Raw genomic sequence first — 18669 nt, 5'->3', positions numbered from 1 at the left:
TTCAGCAGCCAAGGTCAGGCCTTGCGATACACCTCCGCCCCGCTCTGCACAAATTCCACCGCCTTGGTTTCCATGCCCTTGGTCAAGGCTTCCTGTTCGGAAACGCCCTGCGCCGCGGCGTAGTCGCGCACGTCCTGGGTGATTTTCATGGAGCAGAAGTGCGGCCCGCACATGGAGCAGAAGTGCGCCACCTTGGCGCCTTGCTGTGGCAGGGTTTCGTCGTGGAACTCGCGCGCCTTGTCGGGGTCGAGGCCGAGGTTGAACTGGTCTTCCCAGCGGAACTCGAAGCGCGCCTTGGATAGCGCGTTGTCGCGGATCTGCGCTCCGGGATGGCCCTTGGCCAGATCGGCGGCATGGGCGGCGAGCTTGTAGGTGATGATGCCTTCCTTGACGTCGTCCTTGTCGGGCAGGCCGAGGTGCTCCTTGGGCGTGACGTAGCACAGCATGGCGGTGCCGTACCAGCCGATCATGGCGGCGCCGATGCCGCTGGTGATGTGGTCGTAGCCCGGCGCAATGTCGGTGGTGAGCGGGCCCAGCGTGTAGAACGGCGCTTCGTCGCACCACGCCAATTGCAGGTCCATGTTCTCCTTGATCAGTTGCAGCGGCACATGGCCGGGGCCTTCGATCATCACCTGACAATCGTGCTTCCATGCCACCTGGGTGAGTTCGCCCAGCGTTTTCAGTTCACCGAGTTGCGCTTCGTCGTTGGCGTCGTAGATCGAGCCGGGGCGCAGGCCGTCGCCGAGGCTGAAGCCGACGTCATAGGCTTTCATGATCTCGCAGATGTCCTCGAAATGCGTGTAGAGGAAGCTTTCCTTATGATGGGCGAGGCACCACTTGGCCATGATCGAGCCGCCGCGCGAGACGATGCCGGTCATGCGGCTGGCGGTCATCGGCACATGGCGCAGCAGTACGCCGGCATGAATGGTGAAGTAGTCCACACCCTGCTCGGCCTGCTCGATCAGCGTGTCGCGGAAGATTTCCCAGGTGAGTTCCTCGGCCTTGCCATCGACTTTTTCCAGCGCCTGATAAATCGGCACCGTGCCGATCGGCACCGGTGAATTGCGCACGATCCATTCGCGCGTTTCGTGGATGTTGTTGCCGGTGGACAGATCCATCACCGTGTCGCCGCCCCAGCGGATGGCCCAGGTCATCTTGTCGACTTCCTCGCTGATCGAGGAGCCGAGCGCCGAGTTGCCGATGTTGGCATTGATCTTGACGAGGAAGTTGCGGCCGATGATCATCGGCTCCGACTCGGGATGATTGATGTTGCTGGGGATGATGGCGCGGCCGCGCGCCACTTCGGCGCGCACGAATTCGGGCGTGATTTCCTCTGGAATGGAGGCGCCGAAATTCTGCCCGCGGTGCTGGCGACCCATCATCTCGGCCAGGCGCTGGCCGGTGGGGCCGGATGTCCTGAGCGACTCGATATATTCGCGGCGGCACAGGTTTTCGCGGATGGCGATGTATTCCATTTCGGGTGTGACGATGCCGCGCCGGGCATAGTGCATTTGCGACACGTTCATGCCTGCCTTGGCGCGGCGCGGCTGGCGCTTGAGGTCAAAGCGCATCCCGGCCAGCGCCGGATCGGCGAGGCGCTGGCGGCCGAATTCGGACGACAGCCGGTTCAACACTTCGGTGTCGTTGCGTTCCTCGATCCACTGCTGGCGCAGCGCGGGCAGGCCGCGGCGGATGTCGATCCTTGCCGCCGGATCGGTGTAGGGACCGGAACAGTCATAGACAAAAATCGGCGGGTTCTTCTCGACACCCATTGCAGCGGGGGTATCGGACTGGCTGATCTCGCGCATCGGGACGCGGATATCGGAGCGCGATCCGGTGACGTAAATCTTGCGCGAGTGCGGCAAGGACTGGATCGCTGCCGCGTCGACATGGGCTTCGGCGGCGATAAATTTTTCGTTGGCGTTCATGGGGTATTCCTGATTTCGGTTGCCAGTTTTTTCTGGTCTGAATGGGGTATCCAAGCTACTGGAAAGGGTCGCCCGATGCAAGCTCAACGGCGGAATTCATAACAATAGCGGCAACCTGCGGGCAGCGCTCGAATCAGCAGCAATATGTGCACGGCAAACAGTATTGATTATATTGGTTCCCCAAGGGACCTGCGACTGCCTGAAATTTGCGGCAAAAGCACATTGCAAGTGGTTTCTTTGGCCCATGGTATGCGCGATACCGATTACCCGATCTGTGCGAGATGCGATATCCACCGTTTCGCAATAACAATAGCGATCTGGCGTTGTTTTACGTATATTCGATAATCCCTGCCACGCATCAACGCTCCGCCATGGGCGCCCAGGCGCAGGTTGTGCTGGCCGGGACTGGTACTCGCCATTGACGGTGTTCCCGATGCGTTATTGCTCGGGCTTGCCACTTTCTTTCCTGCTGCGGCACCAGTGGGGCTGACTCTGTTGTTGTATTATGAATTTATAAAGATTATGTGGCCAATGCCGTTGACGCAGGACACAAGGCTTGCGAATTTCGGCTTGAGGAGTCATTCCTTACACTAATATGGACAACAGAGAACTTGACATAGTACTGGCCGCACTTGGCGTTACTGAAGTAGCCGGGCAGCCCGCCAGTTCTGACGATCACGACCATACGACCCAGATCGATGGTTTGTTGACCTTGGCTGCTGGTGAACGCAAGCGGCTGGGCGAGATGCTGGTTGATGTGGGCCGCGCTGAACCGGAGCAGCTCATGGATGCCCTTGCCGAGCAGGCGCGTACCGGAGAGAAGCTGGGTGAAATAGCGATCCGACGCGGTTGGCTTGATCCGGGCCAACTGGATCGGGCTCTTCGGTTTCAGGATGCGCAATCCCAAAAGTGCGACACGAAGTCGCGGCTCTGTCTTGGCGAAATATTGGTTGCCACAGGCGAGATCAGCCGCGCTCAATTAGATGATGCCCTGGCGCGACAACGCGATTCGGGAAGGCAGCTCGGCAGCGAACTGGTCAATGCCGGTCATCTTAAGCCTCACCAGCTCGCCAGCGGATTACATCTACAACGAAGGCTGGTGGCGTTGGCAATTGCAGCCACACTTGCCGTGGGTACGGCAGTGGAGACTACACCGGCCGAAGCTGCGGTTGGCGCCAATGCCCAAGTCGCGGTCAGCGCCACGGTATTGCGTCATGTCAGCATCCGAGTGCTGTCGGCGCCACACACGATCCATATATCGGAAGCCGACATCGTTCGCGGCTATGTTGACGTGCCTATCCCTTTAATGCTGGAAATCGTTTCGAACAGTCCGACTGGGTACCTGCTTACTGTAGAGAGTCAAGCCGACTTCGCCAGAGGAACCGAAGTGCGCGGCATCGGCAGCCCCGTCTCTTTCGGCCGCTTCGGTGGCGTGCTGAGCGTGCAGTCCGGCGGCCACGGCATGCAAACGATGCCCGCCGAATTGAATTTCCGGGTACTTCTCTCGGAGGAGGCCCGCCCCGGCGTCCACCCCTGGCCGATCCAGATATCCGTGATGCCCACCTAACGCTCATGCATTGCTTGTTGCACCCCTGATGATGAAACACCGCAAAGGCAAATTGAACGCCCGCCCCTCCCATCGTCCAGGGCCGACTTTGCACAGCCGGCCCGCTGCGACGGCGCGGAGCAGTGCTCCGCGAAACCCCGCCTTCGCCCCCTCGCGGGGAGGCTATTGCCCGCTGCGCTCGACATTACGAGGGGCTCCGTAATTCGCTACGGGCGTTTCGCGGCTGCGCCGCAATGTGTGTTTTGCGTTATGGCGTCACCGTTACCACCACACTGTCGGAATATGTTCCCTTCATAACATCCTGGCCAGCGGGGATGCGGCCGAAAATAGTGGCGGTCAATTGCGCCGACGAATTGTTCGGCACAACCAGCGTCTGCGTAAACGCGTCCAGTCCGGACACATTGCCCCATACGCTCGTCCTGCCGGCATCCTTGTACAGGTTGTAGGCGAGGAAGTCTGCACCGCCGTTCATTTTCATTTTCCGGGTAGCGGTTGAGCCGCCATAGGCCCCGGAGCCGATAGCAAGGGTGACGGTCGGGTTCGCACCGCCGGATCTTGTGCAGGTAACTTTAATCGACCCGCTGGTATCGAGGCTGGTGGCGCTGAACACATCATAGCCGCCGAATGCCACATTGCTGATCGCCAACGTACAGGTCGTGGCGGCGCCGGCGGCACCGGACAGGAGCGCAAGCGCTAGAGGCAACGCGGCCCTGATTTTAGAATTGGCAGACATGCAGCTCTCCCAGGTCAACCAGCATTTGCTGCGATTCCGGCACCGTTAGCTCGAACGCACACTGCCGCTGGCCAAAGACGAAGCGGGCAAAATAGCGCCCTGGCTTCAGGTTCTCGATATAGAACTCACCCGCCCTTCCAGTTGGGAAATGCATCTCCTTGCCGTCGGCTGTGACGAGTAGATCGATGTATTCAACTGGTTTAACCACACCAGCTTCCCGGAGAGAGAGTCGTCCGATGATAGCTTGAATGCGCGTAACATCGAAGCGGATCAGCGAACCGCTACGCAGGGGCGGCGAGATATTCTGTTCCTTGTCGGCGATGACGTAATCGATCGGGATATCCCGATCATCGATGGCCACATGGTTGGCGACATATGAGCCGAGGTTGGGCAGGAATAGCGTCCCCGCGGCATTGGTCCGGCCGATTTCCTGCGCGCTCTGATACACGCGCACACCCTCCAGGCCGCCGACTTTGACAATGCCGAAGCTGTCGGTGATGGGCCGCGAGAAGGCGAGCGCACCACCTACATAGGCGATGCCGCCGCCGATACCCAACTGGTAGGTTTCCTGCGAACTGCCGCCGGAGCTGCGAGTGGAATTGAGGGCCGCCGTATATTCGCCATATTGTCCATTGTACTGAAGCGACGGTACGAGACTGTAAGTGCTGCCCAGGTCCGCGTCGGTGCGCTCGCTGACAACGCGATAACCAAAGCCCTCGCCGACCGGCGTGTTGTTGCCGAACTGCAACACGTCGCTGGAGTTGCCGGCGCTCGAGTTGTGGAAGAAATTCGTAATGAAATCCTTCTTCGGGCTGTAGGTAAGGCCGAAGAATACATTGGTCGTGGGCGGCAGGGACGACGTACCCGCAACCCGGCTGATAGATGCCAGCAGGCTGAGTGTGCCAAACAGGTTGCGGGAGTAACCCAGGGACACCGAGCGCTGATCGTCGCCCTGGTATTGCCTGAGTTGGTGCCAGTCGACGCTCAGGCTGCCGATCGATACAAAGCCGTAGCTGGCGCTGACGGTCTGTTCCGTTTTCGGGCGAGCTGTGATGATTGCCTGGCCAACCGTCTCGTATTGTGCCGAGTAGTGCCTCAGTTCGATCCGACCGTTGAATTGCCGCGCCTGATAGGCGTACTGGGCCACTTCGGCCGAACCACTGCCGGAGGGGCTGCGCCCTGCCGCCACGCTGCCGGAAAGAACGCCCCAGCGGTCCGAGCGTAGCGCCGCTGTGGGACCGAGATTGAAGCGACCCGGTTCGGCTTCGCCACGCCCCCCCAACGTCAGGCTATCGCTAACGCCATAGCGGTGAAAGGCAGACAACGCTGCCTTCCCGTAGTCGTTGCTGGCGACACCCAGATTTTTCCTCTGGAAGCCGACGTTGTAGCTGTATTCGTGTAATCCCTCGCGCAGATTCACATCGGTGAAATAAAAAGGATTAACCAGGCGCTGCTCCCGGCCAAAGGCGTCGCGGATGACGACTTCGACCTCGCGCTGGCCGCCGAAATAATTCAGGTTGCGTAGCGCGAACTGCCCCGGCTGCAGCGTTTGGGTGCTTATACGCATGCCATCGAGATAAATATCCGCCTGCGCCACTGACGCGATATTGCCTGTGAAGGCGGCCATCGGCTGCCTGATGAAATAGGGATCAATCTGATAGGTTTTCGAAAAGCTAATGCCACCCAAGTTGAGAACGTTGCCCAGATCGCCAGAAGCGGTGCTGAAGTCGCCGAGAATCCAACGGTTCATCGAGCGCCGGTCATCGTGGATCAAGCTGCTTCCATAGCGGATGTCTTGACCGGGGCCAGTGCCACCGCGTACATGGGCTGACTCGGAGCGCAGCAGAGAGTCGCCCACGCGCACGCCCACCTCGGTCGCTAGTGCCAGGCTTTTTGCCCCTCCTGCATCGTCGCCCGAATAGAGGAGGCGGTAGTTGAAAAAGCTGCTGTTGTCGCGTGGCTCGACGACTCTTGTCGGCCGCCCCGGTTGCAGGTCGACGGCTGTTTTCGGCAATCGTTCAGGCGGCAAGGTCACGAACAAAGCCAGTTTCGCTTCGTCGAAGCGCAGTTCGCTCGCCTTAAGCGCGCGGAGGGAATAATGCGCTTCCCCCTCCAACGCTATCGGCACGCCGTAGGGTGGCTGTACCCCCATGGCCTTGAGATCGGACTCGCCGACGAGGAAATCCCCGCCGGCAAGGGCCATGACGGTGAACTCGCCCTTGGGCACGCCATTCAGGCTAATTTCGGCGATCAGGAGTTGGTCGGCGGCGGGAAGCTGCGCATGAGACTGAGCGCCAGCTCCGGCGCCAAGCGTCAGGCTTGGTGTCAGAGACACGCCGACGTCGCTGTCATGAGGCGAGACTCTTTGGGGGTCTGTAGCCGCGCTGCCGAGTTCCCGGCTCAGCATTAGAACAGGTCCGGGGTTGTCACCGCGGCTGACCGGAGCGAATTCCCCCGCTGCCGCCGCTCCGGCGCGCACGGCAAACGAAAGCGCATACGCCATGGCGCCAGCGGCTCTGCGCCAAGCCCATACACTTTCGTTCGCCGTCCGTGCCGGAGCAATGTCCGGCGCCATCGGTTTCCCCTTCAGCGCCTGCACATCGATGCGATGACTTCCAGTGTTCCCTTGAGTTCGAGCGACCTGTCCGTTTTCACTGCGATATCGAGCCACTTCAGCCGATTACAGGTCTCTTCCGGTAGTTCGATGGCATACTCGCGGCTGGCCCCTGCCAGCAGGTACCAGCCTGCTACTTCCTTGGAGAAAGCCTCACCGGAGCTAGCCGCAACTGATTTGATGGTGAACTCCACGTTGCCTTTGTTGCGCACGCCGACTCGCAGCACGCCTTTCGCCAGACTGATTTTCTCGATCGCTCCCCGAACTTCCTCTTTCACCGGCTTGACGAAAATGGGCACACCGAAGCGCACGGCGATCGCGACCTGGGCGCCGGGCGCCGCACCGGCCGCTGGTGGTGCCGACAGTTCCTCGATAAACAGGCGGTAGGTTTTCTCCTGTACCGTCACCGGTACGCGCAGACCGACGCGCACCAGTTTCTGCTCGCCCTTTTCCAGCGTCATTAGCCGCGGAAAGTAAAGCAGGTCGTCACTCTCCCGGTATTCGTCCTTACCGGTCGCATCCTGCGTCCATTCGAACAGCCTTAGCTGAACGCGCAGGGTCTCCCCCTCTTCGTCATTGGCGACGGTAATGGCGCCGGACTTGGCCCCGCGATCGAGTTCGATCCTGATCGGCGAGACCCCGAAGTTGGCCGCCACCGCCGGCAGGATGACGAAACTGAAAAGGAGACCAGCAAGGCGGCGGAGGGTTGTCGTTTTAAAAAGGCTCATTGATTTTCCTAGTCAGGCGGGAGTCCGCTCCACTGCTCCGTGTGCCCCGCAGCGACGTTTCTGTCAGGGATTCAGCGTAATAACAACGGTGTCGGCGTAGACGCCCGCCGTCGCATCTTGAAAGTCCGCCGGAGCGACGCTGCCAGAAACAGTGACGCTTTGGGTAGCGTTTTTCGCTACTGTACCCGAGGACGGGGTAATGGTAAGGGTGTAGGGCAGATAAGCCGCCTGCGTCGCATGCTTCATGCGGTTGGCATTGGGGCCGGCCTTGTACATGCCACTGTCTTGATTGAGGGCATAGGTCACGCTCGGCGACGCGCCGCCGCACGAGAATGCGAGGCTGGCGCTGGCCGTCGCCGGCGTTGCGCTGGCCGGACTGATGTTGCCGAAGGCCAGCGCAATCGCCACGCTACCTTGGAACTTGCAGCTATTCTTTGATAATACGGTAGCGCTAACCGACACCCCGGCATTGCCACCGGCCATTGCAGGTACAGCCGCACTGAGCAGAAGCAGGACGCAGACAAGCCACTCCGATCTCTGTCGTAGCTGGGCCAGGTTGGTCGTGAGCCGGAAATTTAAGCGCACCACGACTCAGCCACCTGAACGCTTAGGCGGCCGAGTTTCCTTTGCTGTAATGGGATTACGGTGTAATCGACAACGTGACGGTGTCGGCGTAGCTGCCGGCCGAAGCGTTGATGTAATCGGCTTGGAGGACCGACGCAGCGATGTTCATGCTGATCGGGGTACCCGCGCCCGATCCGGAGCCAGTGGTCGTATAGCTGAGGCTGTAGGGGATCAAATCGGCCAGCGTGGCATGCTTCATCTTGGTCGCCGTCCCGCCTCCGTTGACACCTTTGTTGTCGGATAGGGTGTAAGACGCGCCCTTGGTGCACCAGAAGGCCGGTTGGGTCACTGTCCCGTTGACCGTGCCACCTACGCTTGGATCGAGCGTAAAGGCCACCGAACCACCGCTGTTGAACTTGCAAACACCGGTCACGGTGGCGGAGACAGCCACCGTTGCGGAGTCGCTCGCCAGCGTGGCGGTGCTGCCCAGGATGCCGACCAGCGTGGCGATAGAAGTCAAAAGTATCTGTTTGTTCATGTTTGTTCCCATCCTGTTCTCGATTTTATTCAAATGGAATTATGGCCAAAGTCATACGGTGCGCATGATCAATACATTCGCCAGGCAAGTCAATATCGGATTTGTTAAATACTGTGATTTCCCCGCCTAACTTCACATAATTTTCTTATAGTCGGTGCCCATTCAAAACGTCACCCCAGGTTCGTTGGCCGTCTCGGATCAGCCAGGTCCAGCCAGTCGAGATTGCGACTACGCAGGTTGAGTGAGTAGCGTGCTGCGCATGCTTGTCCGCAACGGGGTCGATGGAGGATAGTCGCAATGCAATGGAAGCCTGAATATTTTATTGGCATCAAAGAAATCGATGACCAGCACGAAGATCTGATTGCTCAATTCTCCAACGTGGAAAAGTTTGTCACCGCAAGGCGCAACCGGGGACAAACACACTACGCGCTGGTTGAACTCGCTCAAGTCGCCCGCCGGCACTTCGATTTCGAGGAAGCACTAATGCGTCTGTTTGGCATTCCGGGCGCCGAAAAACACAAAACTGACCATGAATATTTTTTTATCAAAATGGCCGAGATAGAACAACATTCGCTCCGCGCGTCCACCGATACGGAGATGATCAGGTTTCTGCATGCGTGGCTACGGGACCACATCCTGGCGGCAGACAGGCAGGACTATGCTGAGTTTATTTTAGGCGTCGCCCCAGTGGTGAAGTCAAAGATGCCGACATCATTGCCAGAAAATGCGATCTGAATCGCCGCAGCTTTCTCTTTAGGCCCCGTGGAAAAAATTTCGCTCGTAGCGACTGACCTTCAAGAGCTGATTTCGCTGAGTCCCGACCCGATCATTGCGGTGAACCGAGCCGGAATTATCGTTATGTTCAATATCGCTGCGGAAAAGTTGCTCGGTTACAGCGGCGAAGAAGTAATCGGACGGATTTCCATCAAACAGATATTCGCCACCGCTGACCAGGCGCGTTTCGTTAACAAGCTGCTTTACACGAGTCCAGATCGAAATATCCAGGGCCATGAAACGCAGTTGCTCTCCAAGAAGAAGCGCATTATTGACATTCGTCTGTCGGCCAAGCTCATCGTACGCGATGGAGAGGAGGTTGGCAGCATCGGTTTCTTTCACGACTTGACTGAGTCCAAGAAAGTCGAGTTGAAGCTCAAGAGCATGTCGATAACTGACAGCCTGACAGGTCTGTACAACCAGCGTCATTTTCATGCCGTGCTGGAAACGGAAATAGAGCGGGCCAAGCGCCATTTCCGGCCCCTGAACCTGATTTGTACCGACTTGGACAACTTCAAGCAGGTGAACGATGCACTTGGCCATCTGGAAGGCGACAAGGCGCTGCGCTTTGTCGCAAATACGATACGGAAAGTGCTCCGCAAGACTGACATGGCATTTCGCTACGGCGGCGACGAGTTCATGCTGCTGCTGCTCGAGACGTGCAGTGAGGAAGCCGAAGCCATCGGCCGTCGGTTAAAGGAATCGTTTGATAAACGCTGGGCCGAAGAATGGAGTCCCAAGCGGGGCTGCCCGCTGGTCAGCATCAGCATGGGCATCGCGGAGTTCGATCGGAAAGAATCCCCGAAAGGGCTGATACGCCGGGCGGATTTCCTTATGTACGAAGCGAAGAATCGCGACAGGCGTTAAGCAAACGCAGTTCATCACGGCGAACACGGCGAAAACACAAGGCATGGCAGGCATGCGGTGTCTCACCCATGGTTCAAAATAAGGCTTTCAGGTTCATTCGGCATCCAGGGGATCTATACGCGGCAAAACAATGGAAAACGTCGCCCCACGCTCGGGAATGCTTTTTACAAGCGTGCGTCCCCGATGCCGTCGGGCGACAACGTCCACAAAAACCAGGCCCAATCCAGAACCGGAAATTCTCGAATCCCTGCTTTGCGCCCGTGAAAACCGCCGGAATAGTTTGGGCAAATCATCCTCATGAATCCCCGGGCCGTTGTCGGAAATACTGCAAATCGCATCCATAACGGAAATTTCGCATTTCATGATGATTACTCCTCCCTGTGGTGAGTACTTGACAGCGTTGACCAGCAGATTGCCTATCGCGCGGACCAGCAGGGAACGATCCGCCATGACGACAGCCCTATCGTCTGCTTCGGAAATCTCAATCGAAATTTGCTTGGCACGGGCCTGTGGCTGGATTTCTGCGACGCAATCATCAACCAGCGATTGCAGGTCATACTTGTCCAGATTCAATGTTTTCGAATCCGCCATGGCCAGGTACAAAAAGTCCTCTGCCAGCATGACCGTCTTTCGCGCCAGGGCCTCGACATCAGCCACGAACTCGGCTTCTGGCTTGCGCATCCCGCTATCGCGTTGAAGCTCAGCCAGCGCCATGATGGAATTTTGCGGCGCGCGGATATCGTGCGAAAGGAAGGACAGTGCATCTTCGCGCTCGCGCTGCGCTAGGCGCAGTGCAGTAACATCTTCGATCACGATGATCAGACCGGACACGACCCCCTCATCATTCCGGAACGGAGCCAGGGCGACTTCGAATTCGCTACCCTTTGAATCGCCGGCCTTCAAGTCAAGTTCATCGCCCTTCAATGCCGATAATACCGCGGTGAGCCAGTCCGATCCATCGAGTTCGACGTGGTGGGCCAAAGCGTGATCAATACGATGGCGGCTCAAGTCCATCTTGTCCAGCTGGCACAATTCCAGCGCCCGTTGATTGGCCGTCACCAATTTTCCGTCGGGGGTGACCACGAGCGCCGCGAAAGGTAATCCATCCAGGCTTTCGCTTAGAAACTTTCGCGCTGCGCGCAAATAATTGATGTTGACGTGAATCAACTCAACCCGATTCTGGATGTAGTCGGCAAAACTGATAAGGCCTACTGCCCGAACCGGCGGCACCTTATGTTGATCGTGCTCGAGCCTGACTATTTCCTCATCAAGATAGTTGCAAATGGTTTCGAGCCTTTTCCAATTCCAGTACGGATACGCGAAGAGGGCAGAAACGGTTACCGACATCGGAGGAAACCACAGGCCGAAGCGATAAAGCAATACCAGCGCCAGCACAGGCGCAAATACTGCAGTGGCAAACATCAGGCACAAGGAAAGCCACTGGCTTGCCCGATAAAAGGCAATCAACAGCAGCAACATTGCAGTTGCCGTGACGAGTCCCACGAATAATATATCGGGTTGCCTGATGTATTTGCGATCCAGCAATGAACACAGTATGTTCGCCGTTACTTCAACTCCAGCCATTTTTTCACTGCCGATAACAGACGGCGTGAGATGCCAGTTTGCCAATCGAGATGCGGTAAACCCGAGCAATATGAACTTGCCTGCAAGCAGGTTCGGCGGAACATTTCCCTGTAGTACTGCTGCGGCGGAGACGTGTTTAATCGTCCCCGGAGGCCCCACATAGGAAATCAGATATTCATTGGCATCGCCGGGAGGTGCCGCAATACCGGCCACTTTCGCCATGGCAAACGCCATATGGGGCCTTGGGTTGCCGGTTTCCTGTGATACGAGGCTGACGTTGTGTAATACCTCGTCCGGGTAGATCTGGGGGTTGGTGCTCACGAGCTGTGCGTTCCGGGCAAAGTCCACGGCTGGCTTTACCTCCTGCCCTTGCACCTTGAACACAGGCAGCATGGCGTTCGGCGTTTTGCGCAAGGCTTCGGCGAGCAGCTTGTTATCGCGGCGGCTAAGGGTATCCGGCCCGGCAAACACCATATCGATGCCCACCGCCTTTGGTCGGGCCGCGGACATATGATCAAGCAACGATGCAATCGTGGCGCCCGGCCAGGGCCACGGCCCCACGGTTGCTATGCTTTCATCATCGATTGATACGATTATCACATCTTCGCGCGCCGGCCGTTTGAGCAAAAAGATGCCTGCGTCATAAATCACCTGATCAAGGTTCCAGGTCCAGGAGCCGGCAACCAGCAGAAATGAAATAATGGTGACGACGCCGGTGACTATCCCCCATTCGTAGGCGAGGCTGTGTTTCTTACGCCTGGACGCCAATGCCCCCTCCGGTGCCTGCATTTTTGACAACCCGTCCTTCAGGAATCCTCGGCCGGAGACTGGCAATCAAGACGATAACCAAAACCATACACGGGAACGATCGAATAACCATTATCGGGCGAAAGCGGCAGTTTCCGCCGTATGGCGCTGACATGGGCATCGATAGTTCGCATGCTGGGGGAACCATCTTGCCCCCAGATCTTCTGGAATAGTTCGGTACGTGACACAATGCGGCCCAGATTACGAAATAACTCCAAAGCGAGCAGGTACTCCTTATTGGTAAGAGATACCGCTTCACCGTTGCGGTACAACTCGGACTTGTCTGTATCGATCTCGAAAGGTGGGAATGACAACAGTTTAGTCGCGGAGACTGGATAGGCGCGACGGATCAAGGCCTTGACTTTAGCCAAAAGGATGTTTTTCCTGACTGGCTTGACCAGATAATCGTCCGCACCGGAATTTAGCGCTTCGACAATGTCTTCTTCAAAGTCACGCTGAGTTGCAAATATGACCGGCAGCTTCTCGCCGAAGCGCAAACGTATCCTGCGCAGCACTTCGATGCCACTCAAATCCGGCACATTCCAATCAATGATGAACAAATCATAGCTCTGCTGGCGCAGACTTGCCATCAGCGAGCGTCCAGTACTGAACTGAAAAACAGTGTAGTCCGCTTGGCACAGCCACATGTTCAACAAGTGCAGTTGGGCCATATCATCTTCAAGCAAACAAATTCTCACGTTCTTTTTTCCATTTTATTGTTGATCGCGCCACATTGATAACATGGACATTTATTTCATAGTATGCGCTAAAGTAAATCAGAGAAGACCTATTGCAGCAAATCCTGCCATTTCACAATTTTTTACGCTTTGCCATAGTAGGCAGACTGTTAGTCCGTACCGTAACAAGTCGTCGATTGACAAGATAAGTCGTAGTGTTCATAGCGGCGAGCGGTTTGGAACTGCTAACAAAAATAAATTTCGCCAAAAGGCAGCATCAAGTTCACAAAGCGGACTTGTATTGCAAATTTGGTCGAAAGTCCGCGTTCATACCTGGTTCTTGCGCAGGAAGAGCCAAATTGCCAGCTATCCCCACCAGAACAACAAAACCTCGCATGTAGCGCTCCGGCAGGCGCTTGCTAATGACTGACTGGTCAGTTATTATTTTTTATGTCCTCCGCAAGCAAAACTTCCTCCCCACGTCACCGCCGCAAGGAAGCCCGCCCCGGAGAGTTGCTGGCGGCCGCACTCGATTTGTTCGTCGAGAAGGGCTTTGCCGCGACGCGGCTCGAAGACGTGGCGGCACGCGCCGGCGTTTCCAAGGGTACGCTCTATCTCTATTTCGACAGCAAGGTGTCCCTGCTTAAGGCGGTAGTCGAAAATGGCATGGTGCCGGTGCTCGATCGGGGCGAAGACATCATTGCCAACTTTAACGGCAGCACCGCGGATCTGCTGTGCCAGATACTGCTGCTCTGGTGGTCGCGGGTGGGTGAAAGCAAGTTGTCCGGCCTCTGCAAGCTGATGGTGGCCGAGGCGTCGAACTTTCCCGAGATCGCCACCCATTTCTACAATACCGTCATCGTGCGCGGCGAGGCGCTGGTGCGCCGCGCGCTCGAGATCGGCATCGCCCGCGGCGAATTTCGCCCGGTCGACGTCGAGGTGGCGACCTATTCCATCTTTGCGCCGGCGCTGGAACTCAACCTGTGGCGGCATTCCTTTGCCGACAGTTGCGGGCAGCGCGGCGATCCCGAACCTTACCTGCGCACCCACCTCGACATCGTGCTCAACGGCCTGCTGGCGAAGGCGCCGGCATGACAAATATCATTATTCCAAAGAAATTATCGATGGAAGGCCAAACATCTTGAAGAGACGAATCCCCATGCGCGCGATATCGGCGCCGCTGCTCGCCACACTGCTGCTCGCCGCTTGCGGCAACAACGCCGCGCCGCCCGCCGCCGAACCGGTTCGCCCGGCGCTGGTGCAAAAACTGGCGCCGGTAGCGGGATCCGCGGTGAACACATACCCGGGCGAGATCCGGGCCCGCCACGAAACCGACATGGCGTTTCGCATTCCCGGCAAGATCGTGGCGCGCGAAGTCGAGGTCGGCAGCACGGTGGCAGCCGGCACCGTGCTGGCGCGCCTGGATCCCGCCGACACCGGGCTTCGTCTCAGTCAGGCCGAGGCGCAGTTGGCGCTGGCGCTGGCCGACGTAAAACGCTTGCGCGAACTGAGGACGAAAAACTTCATTAGCCAATCGGCGCTGGAAGCGAAGGAAACCGAGTTCAAGTCGGTGGCGGCGCAGGCAGACCTGGCACGCAACCAGGCTGCCTACGCGGTATTGCGCGCCGACCGGCCGGGCGTGGTCACGGCGGTCAACGCCGAGCAGGGCCAGGTCGTGGCAGCCGGGCAGCCCGTGGTAAGGCTGGCGCGCCCGGAAGAGCTGGAGGTCGTCGTCGACATAGCGGAGAACCAACTGCAAGCGTTGCGCGCCGCAAAGCAGATCTCAATCATGCTATGGGCATCGCCGGGCAAGCGTTACCGGGGACGGCTAAGGGAACTGGCGCCGGCGGCGGACGCGGCAACGCGGACGTTCCGGGCCCGGATCAGCGTGCTGGAACCCGATGCCGAAGTGCGTTTGGGAATGACGGCAAACATTGTTCTCGGCGACAATGCCGGCGCAGAAATTTTTATCCTGCCGCTTTCCGCCCTGACCCGCAACGACGGCAAACCGGCGGTCTGGGTTTTCGACCCGGCCACGCAAACTGTTGCTCCGCGTAGCGTGTCATTGTCGGATTTCAGCGGTGAAGACCAGGTCAACATTGCCGACGGACTCAAAGCCGGAGAAATCGTGGTGATTGCCGGGGTGCATAAACTGCGCGCCGGGCAGAAGGTGAAGCCGGAAACCACTTCGACCGAACCCCTGTGAAATTTCCCAACCTCTCGGAATGGGCGCTGGCGCACCGTTCCTTTGTTCTGTTCCTGATGATCGTCACGGCGATTGCCGGGGTGCTCTCCTACGGCAAGCTGGGCCAGTCGGAAGACCCGCCGTTCACCTTCAAGGTCATGGTGGTACAAACCGTGTGGCCGGGCGCCTCGGCCCGCGAGGTGGAACTGGAAGTGACCGACCGGCTGGAGAAGAAGCTCCAGGAGACACCGCATCTGGATGTCCTGCGCAGCGATTCGAAACCGGGGGAATCGAGGATCTTCGTCCTGCTCAAGGATTCCACGCCGCCGGCTGAAGTATCCGGGATCTGGTACCAGGTGCGCAAAAAAGTCGGCGATGTCCGCGAGACTCTTCCGGCCGGGGTTTATGGGCCGTTTTTCAACGACGAGTTCGGCGATACGCTGGGCAATCTCTACGCGCTGAGCGGCGACGGCTACAGCTATGCCCAGCTCAAGGACTATGCCGATAAGCTCCGCCAGAAACTTCTGGCCGTGCCCGATGTGGCCAAGGTCGAATTGATCGGCGATCAGGACGAAAAAGTCTACGTCGAAATTGCAAATGCCAAACTGGCCACGCTCGGCATTGACCCGCAAACCCTGGCCGATACCCTGCAACGACAGAATGCGATGACCGTGGCGGGCAGCTTCGAGACGCCCAGCAGCCGGATTCTGTTGCGCACCAGCGGCGGGTTCGATTCCGTCGCGGCCATTGCGGATACCCATTTCCGCGTCAATGGCCGCCAGTTCAGGCTCGGCGACATTGCCCGCGTTTACCGCGGCTATGTCGATCCGCCCGCGCCGCGGATGCGCTTTATGTCGAAGCCGGCAGTTGGCCTCGGCGTATCGATGGCGAACGGCGGCGACATCATTGCGCTCGGCCACAATCTGGAGGCGGAAGTGAAACGCCTCCAGGACGACCTGCCGGTCGGGCTTGATCTGTCCACGGTGTCGAGCCAGCCCAGGGCGGTGGCCAATTCGATCCGGGAGTTTCTGCGCTCACTCGCGGAAGCCGTGACCATCGTGCTATTGGTGAGTTTCTTCAGCCTGGGCCTGCGTACCGGGCTGGTGGTTGCCCTGTCTATCCCGCTCGTGCTGGCCGCCACCTTTCTTGCCATGAACCTGTTCAATATCGGCCTGCACAAGATATCGCTGGGCGCCCTGGTACTTTCCCTGGGACTGCTGGTCGATGACGCCATCATCGCGGTGGAGATGATGCTGATCAAGATCGAGCAGGGCTGGGATCGGGCCAAGGCGGCCAGCTTCGCCTATACCAGCACGGCCTTTCCGATGCTGACCGGCACCCTGGTAACGGTGGCGGGCTTTTTGCCTATCGCCACCGCGGCTTCATCCACGGGCGAATACACCCGCTCCATATTCCAGGTCACGACGATTGCGCTGCTGCTTTCATGGGTGGCAGCGGTGGTGTTCATTCCCTATCTCGGCGACAAGCTGTTGTCGGCGGCCGGCCGCACGCACCAACAGCCGTTGAGCGAATACGCCGTTTATGACAAACCGTTTTACCGGCGCTTCCGCCGCCTGGTGGAATGGTGTGTGCATCATCGTAAAACCACGATCCTGAACACGCTGGCCGTCTTCGTTCTGGCCCTGTTCGGCTTCGGCTTTGTGCAGCAGCAGTTTTTCCCCGATTCGACGCGTCCGGAATTGCTGGTCGACCTGCGCCTGGCGGAAGGCTCGTCGCTACGCGCGACCGAAGTCGAGGTGAAAAAACTGGAAACCATTCTGGCCAGAGATCCGCGTATCGAAAACTACGTCAGCTATGTCGGCAGCGGCAGCCCGCGCTTCTACCTTTCGCTCGATCAGCAACTGCCGCAAGCCAATTTTGCCCAGTTCGTCATTCTGGCCAAGAGTCTGCAAGATCGCGAAGCCCTCAGGACCAGCCTGATCGGACTATTCGAACGGGATTTCAGCGCGGTGCGCGCCATTATTTCCCGCCTCGAAAATGGCCCGCCGGTCGGCTTCCCGGTGCAGTTCCGGGTTTCCGGGGATGAGATCCCGGTGGTCCGGGCGTATGCCCTGGAGGTGGCTGACGCCATGCGCAAGAATCCGCATGTCTCCAATGTGCACCTGGACTGGGACGAACCCTCGAAGGTGATCCGCATCGATATCGACCAGTCCAAGGCAAGATTGCTCGGTATCTCGTCGCAGGAGTTGTCGATCTTTTTGAATACCGAACTGTTGGGGACGCCTGCCACCTACTACCGGGAACGCGACAAACTGGTGGCTGTGCTGCTGCGTGGCGCCGAACCGGAACGCGACAAGCTTTCCTCCCTGCGCGATCTGGCGATTCCGACCCGCGCCGGCAAAACGGTACCGCTGTCCCAGATCGCGAACATCTCCTACGACTTCGAGCCCGGCATCATCTGGCGCCGCAACCGCTTGCCGACGATTACGGTGCGGGCAAACCTGTACGGCAACATCCAGGCGCTCACGGTAACCAGCCAGATCCTGCCCGATCTCGCTCCGATCAAGGCCAGGCTGCCGTCCGGTTATGTGATCGAGACCGGCGGCGCCGTGGAAGAAAGCGCGAAGGGCGGCAAGTCGATAGCCGCGGGAGTGCCGCTGTTCATTATGGCTGTTCTGACGATATTGATGATGCAGTTGCAAAGCATGACCCGGACGATGATGGTGGTCTTGACCGCACCGCTGGGCCTGATCGGCGTCACCCTCTTCCTGCTGGTCTTCAACGTCCCCTTCGGCTTTGTCGCCATGCTCGGCACGATTGCGCTGTCGGGGATGATCATGCGCAACTCGGTGATTCTGGTCGACCAGATCGAGAAAGATATCGGCACCGGAAAAGCACCATGGAATGCCGTGATCGACTCCACTGTGCGCCGCTTCCGCCCCATCGTACTGACGGCCCTGGCAGCCATGCTGGCAATGGTGCCGCTGACACGCAGCGCTTTCTTCGGGCCGATGGCGGTGGCGATCATGGGCGGTCTGCTGGTTGCCACGGTGCTCACGCTATTGTTCCTGCCTGCGCTGTATGCAGCGTGGTATCGGGTGCGCAGACCCGCCTGAGCTAAAATACTGTCATTCTGTTGAGC

The 18669-nt window shown here is 58.3% G+C and carries 14 protein-coding genes; 6 read left to right on the top strand and 8 right to left on the bottom strand.

The window, feature by feature from the left end; translation table 11 throughout:
* Positions 1 to 14 precede the first annotated feature (14 nt).
* On the bottom strand, positions 15 to 1928 hold the full coding sequence (gene thiC / locus K5E80_RS12900) for a phosphomethylpyrimidine synthase ThiC (RefSeq protein WP_220636540.1): 1914 nt from the start codon (positions 1926 to 1928) through the stop codon (positions 15 to 17).
* A 595-nt stretch (positions 1929 to 2523) separates the two neighbouring features.
* On the opposite strand from thiC, the gene K5E80_RS12895 reads away from it, so the two are divergent.
* Positions 2524 to 3495 (top strand): cyclic di-GMP-binding domain-containing protein, MshE-related, encoded by a 972-nt coding sequence (locus K5E80_RS12895; protein WP_220636539.1) that lies wholly within the window; start codon positions 2524 to 2526, stop codon positions 3493 to 3495.
* A 247-nt stretch (positions 3496 to 3742) separates the two neighbouring features.
* Here K5E80_RS12895 and K5E80_RS12890 read toward each other — a convergent pair whose 3' ends face one another.
* The 5 genes from K5E80_RS12890 to K5E80_RS12870 form a co-directional block, all read right to left on the bottom strand.
* Positions 3743 to 4228, bottom strand: coding sequence for a Csu type fimbrial protein (locus tag K5E80_RS12890; protein ID WP_220636538.1), 486 nt, complete (start codon positions 4226 to 4228; stop codon positions 3743 to 3745).
* Positions 4212 to 6803: a fimbria/pilus outer membrane usher protein gene (locus K5E80_RS12885; protein ID WP_220636537.1), complete on the bottom strand. Its 2592-nt coding sequence runs from the start codon at positions 6801 to 6803 to the stop codon at positions 4212 to 4214. The genes K5E80_RS12890 and K5E80_RS12885 overlap by 17 nt, the downstream gene beginning before the upstream one ends.
* An 11-nt stretch (positions 6804 to 6814) precedes the next feature.
* Positions 6815 to 7570, bottom strand: a complete 756-nt coding sequence (locus K5E80_RS12880; protein WP_220636536.1) for a fimbrial biogenesis chaperone — start codon at positions 7568 to 7570, stop codon at positions 6815 to 6817.
* A 63-nt stretch (positions 7571 to 7633) separates the two neighbouring features.
* The gene (locus K5E80_RS12875; protein ID WP_220636535.1) at positions 7634 to 8158 is read right to left on the bottom strand and encodes a spore coat protein U domain-containing protein; all 525 of its coding nucleotides are present in this window, start codon (positions 8156 to 8158) and stop codon (positions 7634 to 7636) included.
* A 52-nt stretch (positions 8159 to 8210) separates the two neighbouring features.
* Positions 8211 to 8672, bottom strand: coding sequence for a spore coat protein U domain-containing protein (locus tag K5E80_RS12870; RefSeq protein WP_220636534.1), 462 nt, complete (start codon positions 8670 to 8672; stop codon positions 8211 to 8213).
* A 297-nt stretch (positions 8673 to 8969) separates the two neighbouring features.
* On the opposite strand from K5E80_RS12870, the gene K5E80_RS12865 reads away from it, so the two are divergent.
* Together K5E80_RS12865 and K5E80_RS12860 are read left to right on the top strand one after the other, a co-directional pair.
* Positions 8970 to 9407: a bacteriohemerythrin gene (locus K5E80_RS12865; RefSeq protein WP_220636533.1), complete on the top strand. Its 438-nt coding sequence runs from the start codon at positions 8970 to 8972 to the stop codon at positions 9405 to 9407.
* A gap of 27 nt (positions 9408 to 9434) precedes the next feature.
* Positions 9435 to 10313: a GGDEF domain-containing protein gene (locus K5E80_RS12860; RefSeq protein ID WP_281420278.1), complete on the top strand. Its 879-nt coding sequence runs from the start codon at positions 9435 to 9437 to the stop codon at positions 10311 to 10313.
* A 93-nt stretch (positions 10314 to 10406) separates the two neighbouring features.
* Here K5E80_RS12860 and K5E80_RS12855 read toward each other — a convergent pair whose 3' ends face one another.
* Positions 10407 to 12686 (bottom strand): CHASE2 domain-containing protein, encoded by a 2280-nt coding sequence (locus tag K5E80_RS12855; protein ID WP_246591104.1) that lies wholly within the window; start codon positions 12684 to 12686, stop codon positions 10407 to 10409.
* A 17-nt stretch (positions 12687 to 12703) separates the two neighbouring features.
* Positions 12704 to 13402, bottom strand: coding sequence for a response regulator transcription factor (locus K5E80_RS12850; protein WP_281420277.1), 699 nt, complete (start codon positions 13400 to 13402; stop codon positions 12704 to 12706).
* Between the two features lie 429 nt (positions 13403 to 13831).
* On the opposite strand from K5E80_RS12850, the gene K5E80_RS12845 reads away from it, so the two are divergent.
* The 3 genes from K5E80_RS12845 (at position 13832) to K5E80_RS12835 (ending at position 18643) form a co-directional block, all read left to right on the top strand.
* Entirely contained in the window at positions 13832 to 14476 is a 645-nt protein-coding gene (locus K5E80_RS12845; protein ID WP_220636529.1) for a TetR/AcrR family transcriptional regulator, read from the top strand.
* Positions 14477 to 14540: 64 nt separating this feature from the next.
* Complete coding sequence (locus K5E80_RS12840) at positions 14541 to 15587, top strand: efflux RND transporter periplasmic adaptor subunit (RefSeq protein ID WP_220636528.1); 1047 nt, start codon at positions 14541 to 14543, stop codon at positions 15585 to 15587.
* Positions 15584 to 18643 (top strand): efflux RND transporter permease subunit, encoded by a 3060-nt coding sequence (locus K5E80_RS12835; RefSeq protein WP_220636527.1) that lies wholly within the window; start codon positions 15584 to 15586, stop codon positions 18641 to 18643. The genes K5E80_RS12840 and K5E80_RS12835 overlap by 4 nt, the downstream gene beginning before the upstream one ends.
* Positions 18644 to 18669: the final 26 nt, after the last annotated feature.

Source organism: Georgfuchsia toluolica (assembly GCF_907163265.1).
GTDB classification, from domain to species: domain Bacteria; phylum Pseudomonadota; class Gammaproteobacteria; order Burkholderiales; family Rhodocyclaceae; genus Georgfuchsia; species Georgfuchsia toluolica.
Note: the sequence above shows the minus strand (reverse complement) of the source record. Positions and strands in the feature narration are given on the sequence as shown.